The organism is Limnohabitans sp. YIMB22184, assembly GCF_048020265.1.
Taxonomy (GTDB): Bacteria; Pseudomonadota; Gammaproteobacteria; order Burkholderiales; family Burkholderiaceae_C; genus Limnohabitans_A.
This window is the reverse complement of the sequence record NZ_CP171843.1, coordinates 2,434,773-2,451,228: the sequence shown is the minus strand read 5'-3', so window position 1 is coordinate 2,451,228 and position 16,456 is coordinate 2,434,773. Positions and strand designations below refer to the sequence as shown.

Below are 16,456 nucleotides of genomic sequence, written 5' to 3'. Positions count from 1 at the left end.
TACAATCGCCCGCCTGAAGCACCCCGTTTACGGGTGGCTGATGAACCCCATAAGGTCTATAACAAGGGTTTGGAATGCAAATGAACAGGTTTTTCAATCGGTTGCTGCAGTGTGGCAAGAGGTTTGGGCCTGCCCTTTCACACGGCTAGGAGACAAGACGTGAAGACCGCGAACAAAAAATTGGCCACCCGAGTGACCGCCAGCCCAGCCAAGGCGGCACCGGCCAAAAAAGCAGCGCCAGCCAAAAAGGCAACGCCAGCGAAAAAAACGGTCGCATCCAAGAAACCTGTGCCAGTTAAAAAGGCGGTACCTGCCAAATCGGCAGCCCCAGCCAAATCCAAAGCTGCGCAGTCCCTTCCCCTGAAAAACAAAAAGGTTGTGGCCCCCGCCAAAACCGCGAAAGCCGGCAAACCCGTTGTGACAGCGCAGGCTACTGCAGGCAAGGCGCCAAGCCCGCCTGCTGTGCCTGCCTCACACCCTACACGTGCCGCAGCCTCCAAGCCCAGTCCGGCTCCCAGCGCCAAAGTGGCTTCGAAGCCTGCTCCTTCCAAGATGATTTCTGTACCTGAAGCGAAACCTATGACTGTTAAAAAAGTGGCGACATCGACTCCCGAGGTCGCCCAACCCGCCGCACCGTCCGCGGTGCCCGCAGCGGCTGCGGCCCCTGACCAACTCGTCCGTGCCACCCGACCCTCTGCGCGACTGGCGCAGATCACGGTGCCTTCTTTGCCTCCTGCGGTGGCCTCCACAGCGGCCAAGGCCAGCTTCATGCCCAGCACCCCCTCAGCAGCGGTCGCGGCCCCTTTTGCACCCATCAAGAAAGACCCCAAGCTGGCCAACAATTGGAAGAGCAAGCCGGTGGAAGACTTGAGCGATGCCGAAATTTTGGCCATGCCTGATGCCGAGTACATGAACAGCGTGCAGATGGCGTACTTCCGCCGCAAGCTGTCCATCCTCAAGCAGGACATCCTCAACAGCGCCGGCGCCACGACCGAGCATTTGCGCGAGGACACCGTGGTGGTGCCCGATCCGGCCGACCGCGCCACCATCGAAGAAGAGCACGCTCTGGAGCTGCGCACACGTGACCGCGAACGCAAGCTGCTCAAGAAAATCGAACAGTCGATTGGCTTGATCGACGCCGGTGAATATGGCTATTGCGACGAAACCGGCGAACCCATCGGTGTGGGACGTTTGCTGGCCCGCCCAACAGCGACACTCTCTCTCGAAGCCCAGCAGCGGCGCGAGCTGAAACAGAAGATGTTCGGAGACTGAAGTGCGGCTGCCTTGGCCCCTTGTCTGAAAAAGCCCCTGTCCAGGGGCTTTTTCATGCCTGCGGCTGTACCAGGCGCCGTTGAGAACACGGTTTTGGTTTTGAGGCATTTGTTATTTTTGATTTTTTAGAATCCTTCATAGGTTACTTTCAGTGCCACCTGTAAGTGCCTAATCTACAAAGAAATTCCGGTTTGATCTGGCTTCGAATTCGGCGCTAAGCCATTGATTTCATTGAAAAAAATCGATCTACACCTGTTGAGTTGCATTGAATTCCTGATACAGTGCAAAAAAGTGCAATTAAGTGGGGAAAAGTGTCTCCGCTGGCGCGTTTCAACTGAAAAAGGTCGTTGCCGTGTTTCAAGGGGCTTCATCGCTGAGTCTGGATGCCAAAGGACGGTTGTCTGTACCGACCCGGCACCGTGACGTCCTGAGCGCGACAGCTCAAGGCCAGCTGACCATCACCAAGCACCCGCACGGCTGTCTGATGGTGTTTCCCCGGCCCGAGTGGGAAAAGTTCCGCGAACGCATTGCCCAATTGCCCATGTCTGCCCAGTGGTGGAAACGCATCTTTTTGGGCAACGCCATGGATGTGGACATGGACAGCACCGGCCGCGTGCTGATCTCGCCCGAACTGCGTCAAGCCGCGGGCATTTCCAAGGACACCATGCTGCTGGGCATGGGCAACCACTTCGAGCTGTGGGACAAAACCACTTATGACGCGCAGGAAGCGCAGGCCATGCAGGGCGAGATGCCCGATGTGTTCAAGGATTTTTCGTTCTGAACGCGATGACCGAAGCTGCACTGACCCACACCACCGTGCTTTTGAACGAGGCCGTGGACGAATTGCTCCAGGCCTCTGCAGGTGCTGACGGCACTTATGTGGACGCCACCTTTGGCCGTGGTGGTCATTCCCGCTTGATTCTTTCCCGTCTCTCGGCCCAAGGCCGCTTGCAGGCTTTCGACAAAGACCTCGAAGCCATTGCCGAGGCCGGACGCATTGCAGACAGCCGGTTTTCGATCCGGCACGAAGGCTTTTCGCACTTGGGTGAGCTGCCGCCCGGCAGCGTCGATGGTGTGCTGATGGACCTGGGCATCAGCTCCCCCCAGATTGACAGCCCCGAGAGGGGTTTTTCTTTTCGTTTTGAAGGCCCGCTCGACATGCGCATGGACACCACGCGCGGCGAGAGTGTGGCCGATTGGCTGGCGACGGCCACGGTGGATCAAATCACGGAGGTGATACGTGACTATGGCGAAGAACGGTTTGCTTTTCAGATTGCAAAGGCGCTTGTGGCTCGCCGACAAGAGCGGGGCCCAATTTCAACCACCACCGATCTGGCCCAGCTCGTGGCTGACACGGTCAAAACCCGCGAGCCGGGTCAGAACCCTGCAACGCGGACATTTCAGGCTTTTCGGATTTTCATCAACGCCGAGCTTGAAGAGCTCGAACAGGCGCTAGAGGCCAGCTTGCAGGTGTTGTCGCCCGGTGGACGTTTGGTGGTCATCAGTTTCCATTCGCTGGAAGACCGCATCGTCAAACAATTCATTGCCAAGCACTCCAAAGAAGTGGTGGACCGCCGGGTGCCCTTTGCCGAGCCTGTCAAGATGCGCCTGAAAGCCTGTGGCCGTGTGCGCCCGAGCGAGGCCGAGGTGCGCGGCAACCCGCGATCGCGCAGCGCCATCATGCGCATGGCCGAACGCACCGAGGTGCTAGCATGACCCGCCTGAGCATCTTCTTGTTGATGGCAGTGCTGGCCAGTGCGCTGGTGTTGGTGCACAGCCAATACGAGACGCGCCGTTTGTTCATGGCGCTGGAGTCGGCTAAAAAAGAGGCCAAGCGCCTGGAGGTGGACCACGACCGCTTGCAGGTCGAGCGCCGGGCGCAGGCCACACCATTGCGCGTGGAGCAAATTGCGCGTCAGCAGCTGCAGATGCGCGCGGCCTCGCCGGCCATCACCCAATACGTCTCCACCCAGGGTGCTGCGGCCAAGGAGGCTCGGCCATGAGCCGCAGCGTCCAGCTGTCATCGAGCCCTTTGCTGGCCAGCAAAACCCCGGTTTGGCGCAGCAAGCTGATTGTGGCCGCCATTGCCCTGGGCTTCACCGGCTTGATCGCGCGTGCGGCTTATGTGCAGGTGTTTGCCAACGACTTCTTTTTGCGGCAGGGCGAAGTGCGTTTTGCCCGGACATTGACTTTGCCCGCCAACCGGGGGCGCGTGCTGGACCGCAATGGCATGCTGCTGGCATCGAGCGTGCCCGCGCCCAGCATTTGGGCCAACCCGGAAGACATCGAGCGCGATCCGGCCAAGTTGCGCGAGCTGGCACGCTTGCTGGACATGAGTCCTGCCGAGCTGGACAAAAAGCTCAAGGACGATGAGAAGACTTTTGTCTGGTTGCGCAGGCAGCTCGACGAGCCGGTGGTCAAACAGATTCTGGCGCTGGGCATCAAAGGTGTGTACGACATCAAGGAGTACAAGCGTTTGTACCCCGAGGGTGAAGCAGCGGCCCACATCGTGGGCTTTACCAATGTGGAAGACCAAGGCCAAGAAGGCGTAGAGCTGGTGTTCCAGAAGCAACTGTCCGGCAAGCCGGGTTCGCGCCGCGTCATCAAGGACCGCCTGGGTCGGGTGGTCGAGGATGTGGGCGAGACGGTGCCCCCTGTCGATGGCGAGGATCTGCAACTGAGCATTGACAGCAAAGTCCAGTTCTTTGCTTACCAAAAATTGCGTGAAGCGGTGCTGGAGCACAAAGCCAAGGCTGGCAGCGTGGTAGTGCTCGATGCGCAGTCGGGCGAGATTCTGGCGCTGGCCAATTACCCCAGCTATTCGCCTGACAAGCGTGTCAACCTGAGTGGCGAGCAGTTGCGCAACCGCGCTTTGACGGACACCTTCGAGCCGGGCTCGACCATGAAGCCCTTTGCGGTGGCCTTGGCTTTGGAGCAAGGCTTGGTCAAGCCAGAGACCCCGATCCAGACTGCGCCCGGTCGCATCACCATCACCGGCTCGACCATCACCGATGCCCATCCACATGGCGTGTTGACGGTGAACGAGGTGATTCAGAAATCGAGCAACGTCGGCACCGTGAAAATGGCCATGCAGATGCAGCCCCGCGAGATGTGGGAGATGTTTGCGCAAGTGGGCTTTGGCCAAAAACCGCAACTGCCGTTTCCGGGTGTGGTCAGCGGGCGTTTGCGCCCCTACAAAACCTGGCGGCCGATCGAGCAGGCCACCATGAGTTACGGCTATGGTATTTCGGGCAGCCTGTTCCAAGTGGCCAGGGCCTACACCGTGTTCGCACGCGATGGTGAGGTGGTGCCCGCCACCTTGATGAAGGCTGAGCAACAGGTCACGGGCGTGCGCGTCATCAGCGCGGACAACGCCAAAGCCATGCGCAAGATGCTGCAGATGGCGGCCGGCCCTGGCGGTACTGCCCAAAAAGCCCAGACCATGGGTTACTCCGTTGGCGGCAAGACCGGCACGGCGCACAAACAAGAAGGCAAGGGCTACGCGGGCAAGAAATACCGCGGCTTCTTTGTCGGCTTGGCCCCCATTGAGGCGCCACGCATCGTGGTGGCCGTGATGATCGACGAACCCAGCAATGGCCGCTATTACGGCGGCGAAGTGGCCGCGCCCGTGTTCAGCCAGACGGTGCAGCAAACGCTGCGCATCATGGGTGTGCAGCCTGACATGGCGGTCAAACCCCAGATTGTGGCCAAGTCGGTGGAGGAGTCGTTCTGATGCAGATGCTGCACAACGCCACCGAAGCAGCCCGCTGGTTGCGCACGCATGTGACGGGCGAGCTGCGTACCGACAGCCGCTTGGTGCAGGCGGGCGACGGCTTCATCGCTTGGCCGGGTGCTGCCACCGACGGGAGGCGTTATCTCGCCGCAGCGCTGGCACAGGGGGCCACAGCCTGCCTGATCGAAGCGCAGGACCATGCGCCTTGGCTGGAGGGCTTGCAGGCCGAGGCCGTTCCCAAGCTGGCAAGCATGCCAGGGCTCAAAGCGCAGACGGGGCTGGTGGCCGATGCCTACTATGACCACCCCAGCCAGGCCTTGAAGGTGCTGGCGGTCACGGGTACCAACGGCAAAACATCCACGGCTTGGTGGCTGGCGCAGGCACTGTCTTCGACCGTGTTGCAGCAAGCCTGCGGCTTGGTGGGCACGCTGGGCGTGGGCCGCTTGCCCGACCTGGTGTCCACCGGTATGACCACGCCCGACCCGGTGCTGCTGCAGCGGCAGTTTAGGCAGTTCGTGGCGGGCGGCGTGACGCATTGCGCCATTGAAGCCTCGTCCATTGGCCTGGCCGAGCACCGCCTGGAAGGCACCCGCATCTGCGTGGCCGTGTTCACCAACTTCACCCAGGATCACTTGGACTACCACGGTGACATGGCGCGCTATTGGTCGGCCAAGGCCGCTTTGTTTGCCTGGCCTGGCCTGCAGTCGGCCGTCATCAACATCGACGATGCGAAAGGCGCTGAGCTGGCCCAGCAGTTGCAGGGCGGCCCGCTCGATGTCTGGACCTGCTCGCGCCGCGGCGCGGCGCGTCTGCAAGCGCGTGCCTTACCCAGCAGCCAGGGCTTGACCTTTGAGGTGATCGAAGGCAGCGCCGTGCACACCCTGCACACCGGTTTGATCGGCGACTACAACATGGACAACCTGTTGGGGGTGATCGGCAGTTTGCGGGCGTTGGGTTTCGATTTGGCGCAAGCGGTGCAGGCCTGTGCACAGTTGACAGCAGTGCCCGGCCGCATGGAGCGCGTACCTTTTGAGCTGCCTGGTGTTCAGGCTAACTGGCCATGTCCACTGGTGGTTGTGGACTATGCCCACACGCCGGATGCCATCACGCAGGCGTTGGCGGCATTGCGTTCGCAAGCCCAGGCGCGTGGTGGTCGTCTGTGGTGTGTGCTGGGCTGCGGTGGCGACCGCGATGCCCTCAAGCGCCCTTTGATGGCGGCAGCGGCCGAGGCGGCTGCGGACCAGGTGGTGCTGACCAGCGATAACCCCCGCAGCGAATCGCCCGAGGCCATTGTGGCCGCCATGGTGAAGGGCTTGTCCAACCCAAAGTCGGTCCGGATTGAGTTGGACCGCGCTCAGGCGATTGCCCAAGCGGTGACCCTGGCCGCTGCGCAAGATGTGGTGCTGGTGGCGGGCAAAGGTCACGAGCGCGAGCAGGAGATCATGGGCGTGCGCCATCCGTTTTTGGATGTGGCGCAGGCCCGTACGGCCTTGCAGCAACGTGCTGCACAGCCTAAAGGGGCGCTGGCATGAACGCCCCCGTGTCCATGCAGCTGAATTTGAACGACGCGCTGAGCTGGCTGAGCCAGGCTCGCGGCGTGAATGTGCAAGGTGTGGTGGCCGACCGGGTGCACACCGACAGCCGCAGCCTGCAAGCGGGTGATCTGTTTGTCGCCTTGCGTGGGGAGCGTTTTGATGGCAACGCGTTCATCGCCCAGGCCAAGGCGCAAGGTGCGGTGGCGGTGGTGTGCGAAGCTTCTGGCGAAGCCCTGGCGCTGGCGCACGACTTGCCAGCGCTGGTGGTGCCCGATGCGCGCATCGCCTTGGGCGAGTTGGCCGCGGGTTGGCGTGCGCAGTTCAGTTTGCCGTTGATTGCGGTGACCGGTAGCAACGGCAAAACCACCGTGACGCAAATGATCGCGTCCATCTTGCGTGCCCATGCCGGGGACGACGCTTTGTCCACCCAGGGCAACCTGAACAACGACATTGGTGTGCCCCTGACCTTGTTCAATTTGCGTGCCCACCACCGCATCGCCGTGGTCGAGTTGGGCATGAACCACCCCGGTGAGATCGCCTACTTGTCTCAATTGGCTCAGCCCACCGTGGCCTTGGTGAACAACGCACAGCGCGAGCACCAGGAGTTCATGGGCACGGTAGAAGCCGTGGCCTATGAAAACGGGGCGGTGTTGCAGGTTTTGCCATCCGAGGGCGTGGCGGTGTTCCCAGCCGACGAGGATTTCACGTCCGTGTGGCGTGACTTGTCGGGCCAGCGGGCACAGCGCAGCTTTGCTCTGGTGCCTGCTGCAGAGCCTGATGTGTGTGCGTCTGTGGTGGTCTGGCAGTCGGGGGCCTGGCAGTTCACCCTCAAGACCCCCGAGGGTACTGCGCCCGTGCGTTTGCACATTGCGGGGCGACACAACGTCAAAAACGCCTTGGCCGCTACGGCCTGTGCCTTGGCTGCAGGCGTGCCCTTGGCCGCCGTGGTGCAGGGCCTGGTGGCGTTTGAGCCGGTCAAGGGCCGCTCGCGTGCATTGGTGCTGCACACGGCCACAAACGAAATCACCTTGGTGGACGACACCTATAACGCCAACCCCGACTCGGTGCGAGCCGCGATTGATGTGCTGGCCGAGTTGCCTGCACCGCGTTTGCTGGTGCTGGGCGACATGGGTGAGGTGGGCAACCAAGGCCCCGAGTTCCATGCCGAGGTGGGTGCCTATGCGGCCGAGCGCGGCATCGAAGCGCTCTATACCGTGGGTGACTTGTGCGTGCACAGCGCCCAGGCTTTTGGTGCTGCGCGGCACTTCGAGGACATGGACAGTTTGCTGGCGGCCGTCACGGCGCAAGTGGACGGTTTTCAGAGTGTGGTCGTCAAAGGTTCACGGTTCATGAAGATGGAGCGTGTGGTCCAGGCGATGCTGTCGTACAGCGAAGACAAGAACAGTCAAAACAACGATAAAAAAGGGGAGTCCCATGCTGCTTAGCCTGGCCCAATGGTTGCAAAGTTTGTCCCCGGAGTGGGGCTTTCTGCGCGTTTTCCAATACATCACCTTCCGCGCCGTGATGGCCGCGATGACGGCGCTCTTGATCGGCCTGGCCGCTGGCCCCTGGGTCATCCGTCGCCTGACCTCACTCAAAATCGGCCAGCCCATCCGTGGCTACGGCATGGAGTCGCACCTGTCCAAAAGCGGCACCCCCACCATGGGCGGCGTGCTGATCTTGCTGTCGATTGCCGTGTCTACCTTGCTCTGGTTTGACCTGTCCAACCGCTTCGTCTGGATCGTGTTGATCGTGACCCTGGGCTTTGGCGCGATTGGCTGGGTGGACGACTGGCGCAAGGTGGTCAACAAAGACCCTGAAGGCATGCGCTCGCGCGAAAAGTATTTCTGGCAATCGGTGATTGGCTTGTTGGCGGCCTTGTACCTGGTGTTCAGCATTTCCGAAGTCTCCAATCTGCGTGTCCTGGACCTGTTCGGAAAATGGGTGTTGTCGGGCTTTGACGTGAACCTGCCCCCCAAGGCCGGTTTGCAGGTGCCTTTTTTCAAGGAAATCAACTACCCGCTGGGTGTTTTGGGCTTTGTGGTCCTGACCTATCTGGTCATCGTCGGGGCCAGCAATGCGGTCAACCTGACCGACGGTCTGGACGGTCTGGCCATCATGCCGGTGGTCATGGTGGGCTCGGCCCTGGGCGTGTTCGCCTATGTGACGGGCAGCTCGGTGTACTCCAAGTACCTGTTCTTCCCGCACATTCCAGGTTCGGGCGAGTTGCTGATTTTCTGCGCCGCCATGGCGGGCGCGGGCCTGGCCTTTTTGTGGTTCAACACCCACCCCGCCCAGGTGTTCATGGGCGACGTGGGGGCGCTGGCGTTGGGCGCAGCGCTGGGCACCATCGCGGTGATCGTGCGCCAGGAAATCGTGTTGGCCATCATGGGCGGCATCTTCGTGGTCGAGGCCTTGTCGGTCATGGCGCAGGTCACGTACTTCAAATACACCAAGAAAAAATATGGCGAGGGTCGGCGCATCCTGAAGATGGCACCCTTGCACCACCATTTTGAAAAGAGCGGCTGGAAGGAAACGCAAGTCGTGGTGCGTTTCTGGATCATCACCATGCTGCTGTGCCTGGTCGGCTTGTCGACCCTGAAGCTGAGGTAAGCCATGCAGCTCCAAGGCCAACACGTTCTGATTCTCGGTTTGGGTGCTTCGGGCCTGGCGATGGCCCGCTGGTGCGCGCATGCCGGGGCTGATGTGACCGTGGCCGACACCCGTGATACGCCGCCCCAGCTTGCTGCTTTGCAGGCCGAGTGGCCTGCGGTGCGCTTTGTGTCCGGGCCCTTTGAGGCCCGTCTGGTCGAAGGCTCATCGGTGCGTGCGGTGTTCCGCAGCCCGGGCCTGGCGCCTGAAGTGGTGGCCCCGGTGGTGGACGCAGCCCGTGCCATGGGCTTGTGGCAAGGCGGTGAGCTGAGCTTGTTTGCCGCTGGCTTGCAGGATTTGAAAGCGCGATTTGGTTATGCCCCGCAGGTGCTGGCCATCACCGGCACCAACGGCAAGACCACGGTCACATCGCTCACCGGGCAACTGGTGGCGCGTGCGGGCAAAACCGTGAAAGTGGCGGGCAACATCGGCCCCACGCTCTTGGACACCTTGACCGAAGCCATGGCCCAAGCGCAAGCGCAGGTCGAGCAAGAAGCAGCCGGGCGCGCCGCCGCCGAGCTTGAGAAGGCGGATGCGGTCAGTGAGCCGCCATCGGTGACAGCAGCCCAGGAGGCGGTCATCCCCGCACCACAGCAGGATGAGTCGACCAGCGAGCTGGCCGATCCAGACGAAACGCAGAACCGCCTGGAGGGCGAGAGCGAGGCGGAACTGCCGCTGCCCGTGCCTCCTGCCGTGCAGGACCCCATGGCCCAGGCGCTCCCTCAGGTGTGGGTGCTGGAGTTGTCGAGCTTCCAGCTCGACAGCAGCGAGGGCTTTGAGCCGACGGCTGCGACGGTGTTGAACATCTCGCAAGACCACCTGGACTGGCATGGCAGCTTGGCCGCCTATGCCGCCGCCAAAGCGCGGATTTTTGGCGCTCAAGGCCTGATGGTGCTCAATCGCGAAGACGCGCAGGTCATGGCCATGCGGCCCGAGCCTGTGCGCGTGAAGTTGCAAAAGCCTGTCGAGCGCGCTTGTGTGCTGTTTGGGGGCAACATGCCCCAGCGCCCAGGCGACTTCGGCATCGAAGTCACACACGGCATGACGTGGTTGGTGCGCGCCCTGGAGGCCGATGAAACACGACGCCGCCGCAAGGACGCAGCCGAAGAGTTGCACATCCAGCGCCTGATGCCCGCCGACGCTTTGCGCATTCGCGGACGCCACAACGCGGTCAATGCGCTCGCTGCCCTGGCGCTGGCCAGCAGTGCCGGTTGCGCCTTGGGCCCCATGCTGTATGGCCTGCGCGAATACCGGGGCGAGCCCCATCGGGTGGAGCCGGTCGCCATCGTGGGCGAGGTGGAGTATTTTGACGACAGCAAGGGCACCAATGTGGGCGCTACCGTGGCCGCCCTGCAAGGCCTGGGCGCGGACCGCCGCGTGGTGGTCATTTTGGGGGGCGATGGCAAAGGCCAGGACTTCACGCCCTTGGCCGATCCCGTGTCCCGTTTCGCCCGGGGTGTGGTCTTGATCGGCCGCGATGCGCCTGTCATCCGCGAAGCGCTGCAAGGCACGGACGTGCCGCTGCACGATGCCGCTGACATGCATGCGGCCGTGACCCAAGCCGCAGCCATCGCCCGCAGTGGCGACGCGGTCTTGATGTCGCCCGCTTGCGCCAGCTTTGACATGTTTGACAACTACGGCCACCGCGCCGATGTGTTTGTTCAGGCCGTGGCCGGTTTGGCCGAAGCGGCGGGTGTGGCCATGGAGGGCGGGCTGTGAGCGAAGCGCTGTCATTCCCGCAACGTCTGCAGGCAGGCCTGGCCCATTGGGGGCAGGTGCTCACAGGCCGTGCATCGCGTGGCCAGGCTGCGGGCACACAGGGTTTGCCTGTCAATTTGGGCAGCTACGATTTCGCCCGCAACAGCGCAGGCTCGGCCCACCGCTTGCAAAGCGTGGACCAGGCACTCGTCTGGGTGGTGGTCGCCTTGCTCATGTGGGGCATGGTCATGGTGTATTCGGCGTCGATCGCCATGCCGGACAACCCCCGTTTTTCGCGCTATACACAAACCCATTTTTTGACGCGGCATCTGATCTCCATGGTGGTGGGCAGTGTCATGGCCTTGCTGGCCTTCCAGGTGCCCACCGAGACCTGGGAAAAAGTGGCAAGGCCTTTGTTTGTGGTGTCTCTGGTGTTGCTGGCGCTGGTGTTGATCCCCTTCATCGGCAAGGGCGTCAACGGTGCGCGGCGCTGGATTTCCTTTGGCATCATGAATTTCCAGCCCTCCGAATTGGCCAAATTCGCGACCATCATTTATGCGGCCGATTACATGGTGCGCAAGATGGAGGTGAAAGAGCGCTTCTTCCGTGCGGTCTTGCCCATGGGTGCTGCGGTGGCTTTGGCCGGGGTGTTTTTGCTGGCCGAGCCTGACATGGGCGCCTTCATGGTGATCGCCATCATTGCCATGGGCATCCTGTTCCTGGGCGGCGTCAATGCCCGCATGTTCTTCCTGATTTTTGCGGTGCTGGTGGGCGCGTTTGTGGTGATGATTGCCGCATCGCCTTGGCGCCGGGACCGCATCTTTGCTTATCTGGACCCCTTCAGTGCCGAGCACGCTTTGGGCAAGGGCTACCAGCTCTCGCACTCCCTGATCGCCATCGGTCGGGGTGAGGTCTGGGGCGTGGGTTTGGGCGGCAGCGTGGAAAAACTGCATTGGTTGCCCGAAGCCCACACCGACTTTTTGTTGGCCGTGATCGGTGAAGAGTTCGGTTTGGTGGGTGTGTCTTTGGTCATTGTGATGTTCCTGTGGCTCAGCCGCCGCATCATGGTGATTGGCCGTCAGGCCATCGCCCTCGACAAGGTGTTCTCCGGTCTGGTGGCCCAGGGTGTGGGCATCTGGATCGGTTTTCAGGCCTTCATCAACATGGGTGTGAATTTGGGCGCTTTGCCCACCAAGGGCCTGACACTGCCTTTGATGAGCTACGGCGGTTCGGCCATCATGATGAACCTGATCGCCATCGCGGTGGTGCTGCGCATCGACGCCGAAAACAAACAGATGATGCGCGGAGGCCGGGCATGACACAAAAATGCGCACTGGTCATGGCGGGTGGCACAGGGGGGCATATCTTCCCGGGTCTGGCCGTGGCAGAAGCCTTGCGTGAGGCGGGTTGGCGTGTGCACTGGTTGGGCGCACCGGACAGCATGGAAAGCCAGCTGGTGCCGCCGCGTGGTTTCGCCTTTGAAGCGGTGGCCTTTGGCGGTGTGCGCGGCAAAGGTCTCATGACGCTGGCCTTCTTGCCACTCAAGCTGCTGCGCGCTTTTTGGCAAAGCCTGCAGGTGGTGCGCCGGGTCCAACCCGATGTGGTGCTGGGCCTGGGCGGCTACATCACGTTCCCCGGCGGCATGATGGCCAGCTTGTGGGGCAAGCCTTTGGTGCTGCACGAACAAAATTCGGTGGCGGGCCTGGCCAACAAGGTGCTGGCGCAACTGGCCGACCGTGTCTTCACCGCCTTCCCCGGCGTTTTCAAAACCGGGCAATGGGTGGGCAACCCCTTGCGCCACGCCTTCACCCAACAAGCCACGCCAGCCGAGCGTTTTGCCGGGCGAACAGGCCCTTTGCGTGTGCTGGTGGTGGGCGGCAGCCTGGGGGCCAAGGCCCTGAACGACATCGTGCCGCAGGCCTTGGCTTTGATGCCAGAGGCCTCACGCCCGCAAGTCATCCACCAAAGCGGTGCCAAACAAATCGAAGCCTTGCGGGCCAACTACGCGGCCGCAGGCGTGCAGGCCGAGTTGACGCCTTTCATCGACGACACCGCCACCGCCTTTGCGCAAGCCGATCTGGTGATCTGCCGCGCAGGCGCGAGCACCGTGACCGAATTGGCGGCGGTGGGCGTGGCCGCCTTGTTTGTGCCCTTCCCGTTTGCGGTCGACGACCACCAGACCACCAATGCGCAGTTTTTGGTGGCGAACGGTGGCGGCTGGCTGGTGCCCCAGGCCGAGCTGACCGCGCAGAACCTGGCCGAGCGCCTGACGGCCTTGAGCCGCGACACATTGCAAGACGTGGCACAAAAAGCCCACGCACAGAAAAAAACAAATGCGACCAGGGAGGTTGTGATGGCTTGTGAGGAGTTGGCGGCATGAAACACGCCATCCGAAAAATTCATTTCATCGGCGTGGGCGGCTCGGGCATGAGCGGCATTGCCGAGGTGTTGCTCAATCTGGGCTACCAGATTTCCGGCTCCGATTTGTCCGACAGCGCCACGCTGCGTCGCCTGGCGGCTTTGGGCATTGCCACCCATGTGGGGCATTCGGCCGACAACGTCCAAGACGCCGATGCGGTGGTCACTTCCACCGCCGTCAAAGCCGACAACCCAGAGGTGCTGGCCGCGCGCGAGCGCCACATCCCCATCGTGCCGCGCGCTGTCATGCTGGCCGAGCTGATGCGGATGAAGCAGGGCGTCGCCATTGCCGGCACACACGGCAAAACCACCACCACGAGCCTGGTGGCCAGTGTGTTGGCCGAGGCCGGGCTGGACCCGACCTTTGTGATTGGCGGACGCCTCAACAGCGCAGGGGCGAACGCCAAGCTGGGCACGGGCGACTACATCGTGGTCGAGGCCGACGAGTCCGACGCCTCCTTCCTGAACCTGTTGCCTGTGATGGCGGTGGTCACCAACATCGACGCCGACCACATGGAGACCTACGGTCACGACCTGGCCCGTTTGAAAGCCGCGTTCGTGGAGTTTTTGCACCGCATGCCTTTTTACGGCACGGCGATTGTTTGTGTGGACGATCCGGGTGTGCAGTCCATCGTGCAGGACATTGCCCGGCCTGTCACCAGCTATGGCCTGAGCGAAGGTGCCCAAGTGCGGGCCGTGGATGTGCGGGCGGTGCAGGGGCAGATGCATTTCACAGTGCAGCGGCGCAATGGCGTGACCTTGCCCGATTTGCCCCTGGTGCTGAATCTGCCGGGCTTGCACAACGTGCTCAACGCCTTGGCGGCTGTGGCCGTCGCGGTGGAGTTGGGTGTGGAGGATGCGGCTGTGCAGCGGGCTTTGGCCAATTTCAAGGGTGTGGGACGCCGTTTTCAGCGCTATGGCGAGGTGCGCGTGCCCGGAGGCGCTGGGCGCTTCACGGTCATCGACGATTACGGGCACCACCCGGTCGAGATGGCAGCCACGCTGGCGGCCGCCCGTGGGGCGTTCCCGGGTCGCCGGCTGGTGTTGGCGTTCCAGCCCCACCGCTACAGCCGCACGCGCGACTGCTTTGAAGACTTTGTGAAAGTCATTGGCCAAGGCTGCGACAGCGTGCTGCTGTCCGAGGTGTACGCCGCAGGCGAAGCCCCCATCGTGGCCGCCGATGGCCGTTCGCTGGCCCGCGCCTTGCGTGTGGCGGGCAAGGTCGAGCCGGTTTTTGTCGATGCGATTGCCGACATGCCACAAGCCGTGCTCAGCAACGCCCGTGACGGCGATGTGGTGATTTGCATGGGCGCTGGCTCCATCGGGGCCGTGCCTGCTCAAGTGGTCGAGTTGGGAGGTGCCGCATGAATGCCTTGAATTTGGGCAAAGTGGCCGTGCTCATGGGCGGTCGATCGGCCGAACGCGAAGTGTCCCTGATGTCAGGTCAGGGCGTGCTGAACGCCTTGCTGGCATCGGGCGTGGACGCCCATGCGTTTGATCCGGCCGAGCGCGAGCTGAGTGAACTGAAGCGCGAAGGTTTCGCGCGTTGCTTCATTGCCCTGCATGGCCGTTATGGCGAAGACGGCACTGTGCAAGGTGCTTTGGAGTTGCTGGGCATTCCCTACACCGGCTCGGGCGTGATGGCGTCCAGCATTGCCATGGACAAGACCATGACCAAACGCGTCTGGTTGGCTGAAGGTCTGCCCACTCCGGCCTATGTGCTGGTGCGGCGGGATCAGCTGGGCAGTGTGTCGATGGAGAAGCTGATCCAGACCTTGGGTTTGCCGATGATCGTCAAGCCTGCCCGAGAAGGCTCGTCAATCGGTGTGACCAAGGTGACGCAAGCCCAGGACCTGCCTGCAGCGCTGGCTGCTGCCGCGCAGTGCGACGCCGACATCCTGTGCGAGCAGTGCATTGTGGGTGACGAGGTCACGTGTCCGGTGCTGGGGGCCGAAGATGCGGCCAAGGCGCTGCCGGTGATCCGCATCGTGGCCCCCGAGGGCAATTACGACTACCAGAACAAGTATTTCACCGACGACACCCAGTACCTGGTGCCCAGTGGCCTGCCTGCTGCAGAAGAGGCCGCCATCGAGGCCCTGGTGGTCAAGGCTTACCAGGTCTTGGGTTGCCGGGGCTGGGGACGCCTGGATGTGATGATCGACGCGACCACACGCGAGCCCTACCTGCTGGAAATCAACACCTCGCCCGGCATGACCGGTCACTCGCTGGTGCCCATGTCGGCCAAAGCCGCAGGCATTCCTTACGAGGCGCTGTGCTGCCAGTTGTTGGCCGCTGCCACGCTGGACCATGTGCAGGAGGTGCGCGGGTGAAAACGACGATGGCCTTGCCGCTGGATATCCGCCTCATGAACATGGCTGCAGCTTTGCTGACAGCGGTGTTCGTGCTGTTGGTGCTGTGCGGCGGGGCCTGGTGGCTGCTGCGGCATCCGGCGTTTGCGATCCAGGCGATCACAGTGCAAGGCGAGGTCACGCGCAACAACGCGGTGACCTTGCGGGCCAATGTCATGCCGCAGCTCAGTGGCAACTTTTTCACCATCGATCTCCAGCGCACACGCGAAGCTTTTGAGTCCGTGCCTTGGGTGCGCGGCGCGGTGGTGCACCGCGATTTCCCCAACCGCCTGAAGGCGGTGCTGGTGGAACACGAACCCATGGCCTTGTGGGGCGATGACAACGCCAACAAGATGGTGAACCAGCAAAGCCGCGTGTTCGAGGCGAGCGTGGATGACGTGGATGTGGACAAGCTGCCGCGCCTCAAGGGCCCGGATGCGCAGTCACAGGCCGTGGTGCAGATGTACCGGCATTTGCTGCCGATGTTTGAGGCGATGGGCATGGGCATCGAGCAGTTGGAGTTGACCCCCCGGGGCAGCTGGCGCGTGGTGACCGAGAGCGGTGCGCTGCTGGAGCTGGGCCGGGGCACGGAGGCCGAGATCACGGCCCAGCTGAATATGTTTTTCAGGACGCTGTCGCAAGTGACGGCCCGTTATGGCCGCACACCGACGGCACTGGCTGGGGCAGATTTGCGTCACAAGGATGGTTATGCCTTGCGCCTGCGCGGTGTCACCACGCTGGAACCAGACAGCAAGAAAAAGCTTTGACGGGTCAAGACAAAAGAATGAAACGGAAACGGT

Annotated in this window: 14 protein-coding genes; all 14 read left to right on the top strand. The window is 62.3% G+C overall.

All coding sequences use genetic code 11. From position 1 onward, the window contains the following. The first annotated feature begins 552 nt into the window (after positions 1 to 552). The 14 genes from dksA to ACHEXL_RS11090 all read left to right on the top strand — a co-directional run bounded on the left by dksA (position 553) and on the right by ACHEXL_RS11090 (position 16,423). Entirely contained in the window at positions 553 to 1,272 is a 720-nt protein-coding gene (gene dksA, locus ACHEXL_RS11155) for an RNA polymerase-binding protein DksA (RefSeq protein ID WP_416559521.1), read from the top strand. 352 nt (positions 1,273 to 1,624) lie between these two features. Beyond that, positions 1,625 to 2,053: a division/cell wall cluster transcriptional repressor MraZ gene (gene mraZ / locus ACHEXL_RS11150; protein WP_416559520.1), complete on the top strand. Its 429-nt coding sequence runs from the start codon at positions 1,625 to 1,627 to the stop codon at positions 2,051 to 2,053. A 5-nt stretch (positions 2,054 to 2,058) separates the two neighbouring features. Beyond that, positions 2,059 to 2,988, top strand: coding sequence for a 16S rRNA (cytosine(1402)-N(4))-methyltransferase RsmH (gene rsmH, locus ACHEXL_RS11145; RefSeq protein ID WP_416559519.1), 930 nt, complete (start codon positions 2,059 to 2,061; stop codon positions 2,986 to 2,988). Further along, entirely contained in the window at positions 2,985 to 3,275 is a 291-nt protein-coding gene (ftsL, locus tag ACHEXL_RS11140; RefSeq protein WP_416559518.1) for a cell division protein FtsL, read from the top strand. Before rsmH ends, ftsL begins: the two co-directional genes overlap by 4 nt. After that, positions 3,272 to 5,005 carry a peptidoglycan D,D-transpeptidase FtsI family protein gene (locus ACHEXL_RS11135; RefSeq protein ID WP_416559517.1) on the top strand — a complete coding sequence of 578 codons (1,734 nt, stop codon included), beginning with the start codon at positions 3,272 to 3,274 and terminating at the stop codon, positions 5,003 to 5,005. Before ftsL ends, ACHEXL_RS11135 begins: the two co-directional genes overlap by 4 nt. Continuing rightward, positions 5,005 to 6,537, top strand: coding sequence for a UDP-N-acetylmuramoyl-L-alanyl-D-glutamate--2,6-diaminopimelate ligase (locus tag ACHEXL_RS11130; protein ID WP_416559516.1), 1,533 nt, complete (start codon positions 5,005 to 5,007; stop codon positions 6,535 to 6,537). The genes ACHEXL_RS11135 and ACHEXL_RS11130 overlap by 1 nt, the downstream gene beginning before the upstream one ends. After that, positions 6,534 to 7,985 carry a UDP-N-acetylmuramoyl-tripeptide--D-alanyl-D-alanine ligase gene (locus ACHEXL_RS11125; RefSeq protein ID WP_416559515.1) on the top strand — a complete coding sequence of 484 codons (1,452 nt, stop codon included), beginning with the start codon at positions 6,534 to 6,536 and terminating at the stop codon, positions 7,983 to 7,985. Before ACHEXL_RS11130 ends, ACHEXL_RS11125 begins: the two co-directional genes overlap by 4 nt. Further along, positions 7,975 to 9,153 carry a phospho-N-acetylmuramoyl-pentapeptide-transferase gene (gene mraY, locus ACHEXL_RS11120; RefSeq protein ID WP_416559514.1) on the top strand — a complete coding sequence of 393 codons (1,179 nt, stop codon included), beginning with the start codon at positions 7,975 to 7,977 and terminating at the stop codon, positions 9,151 to 9,153. The genes ACHEXL_RS11125 and mraY overlap by 11 nt, the downstream gene beginning before the upstream one ends. Positions 9,154 to 9,156: 3 nt before the next feature. After that, the gene (murD, locus tag ACHEXL_RS11115; RefSeq protein ID WP_416559513.1) at positions 9,157 to 10,911 is read left to right on the top strand and encodes a UDP-N-acetylmuramoyl-L-alanine--D-glutamate ligase; all 1,755 of its coding nucleotides are present in this window, start codon (positions 9,157 to 9,159) and stop codon (positions 10,909 to 10,911) included. Between the two features lie 56 nt (positions 10,912 to 10,967). Continuing rightward, positions 10,968 to 12,209 carry a putative lipid II flippase FtsW gene (ftsW, locus tag ACHEXL_RS11110; protein WP_291929821.1) on the top strand — a complete coding sequence of 414 codons (1,242 nt, stop codon included), beginning with the start codon at positions 10,968 to 10,970 and terminating at the stop codon, positions 12,207 to 12,209. Further along, positions 12,206 to 13,270 carry an undecaprenyldiphospho-muramoylpentapeptide beta-N-acetylglucosaminyltransferase gene (gene murG, locus ACHEXL_RS11105; protein WP_416559512.1) on the top strand — a complete coding sequence of 355 codons (1,065 nt, stop codon included), beginning with the start codon at positions 12,206 to 12,208 and terminating at the stop codon, positions 13,268 to 13,270. The genes ftsW and murG overlap by 4 nt, the downstream gene beginning before the upstream one ends. Further along, entirely contained in the window at positions 13,267 to 14,676 is a 1,410-nt protein-coding gene (gene murC / locus ACHEXL_RS11100) for a UDP-N-acetylmuramate--L-alanine ligase (RefSeq protein ID WP_416559511.1), read from the top strand. Before murG ends, murC begins: the two co-directional genes overlap by 4 nt. Continuing rightward, a complete protein-coding gene (locus tag ACHEXL_RS11095) occupies positions 14,673 to 15,638 on the top strand; it encodes a D-alanine--D-alanine ligase (RefSeq protein ID WP_416559510.1) in 966 nt (321 codons plus the stop codon). The genes murC and ACHEXL_RS11095 overlap by 4 nt, the downstream gene beginning before the upstream one ends. Continuing rightward, a complete protein-coding gene (locus ACHEXL_RS11090; protein WP_416559509.1) occupies positions 15,635 to 16,423 on the top strand; it encodes a cell division protein FtsQ/DivIB in 789 nt (262 codons plus the stop codon). Before ACHEXL_RS11095 ends, ACHEXL_RS11090 begins: the two co-directional genes overlap by 4 nt. Positions 16,424 to 16,456 lie beyond the last annotated feature (33 nt).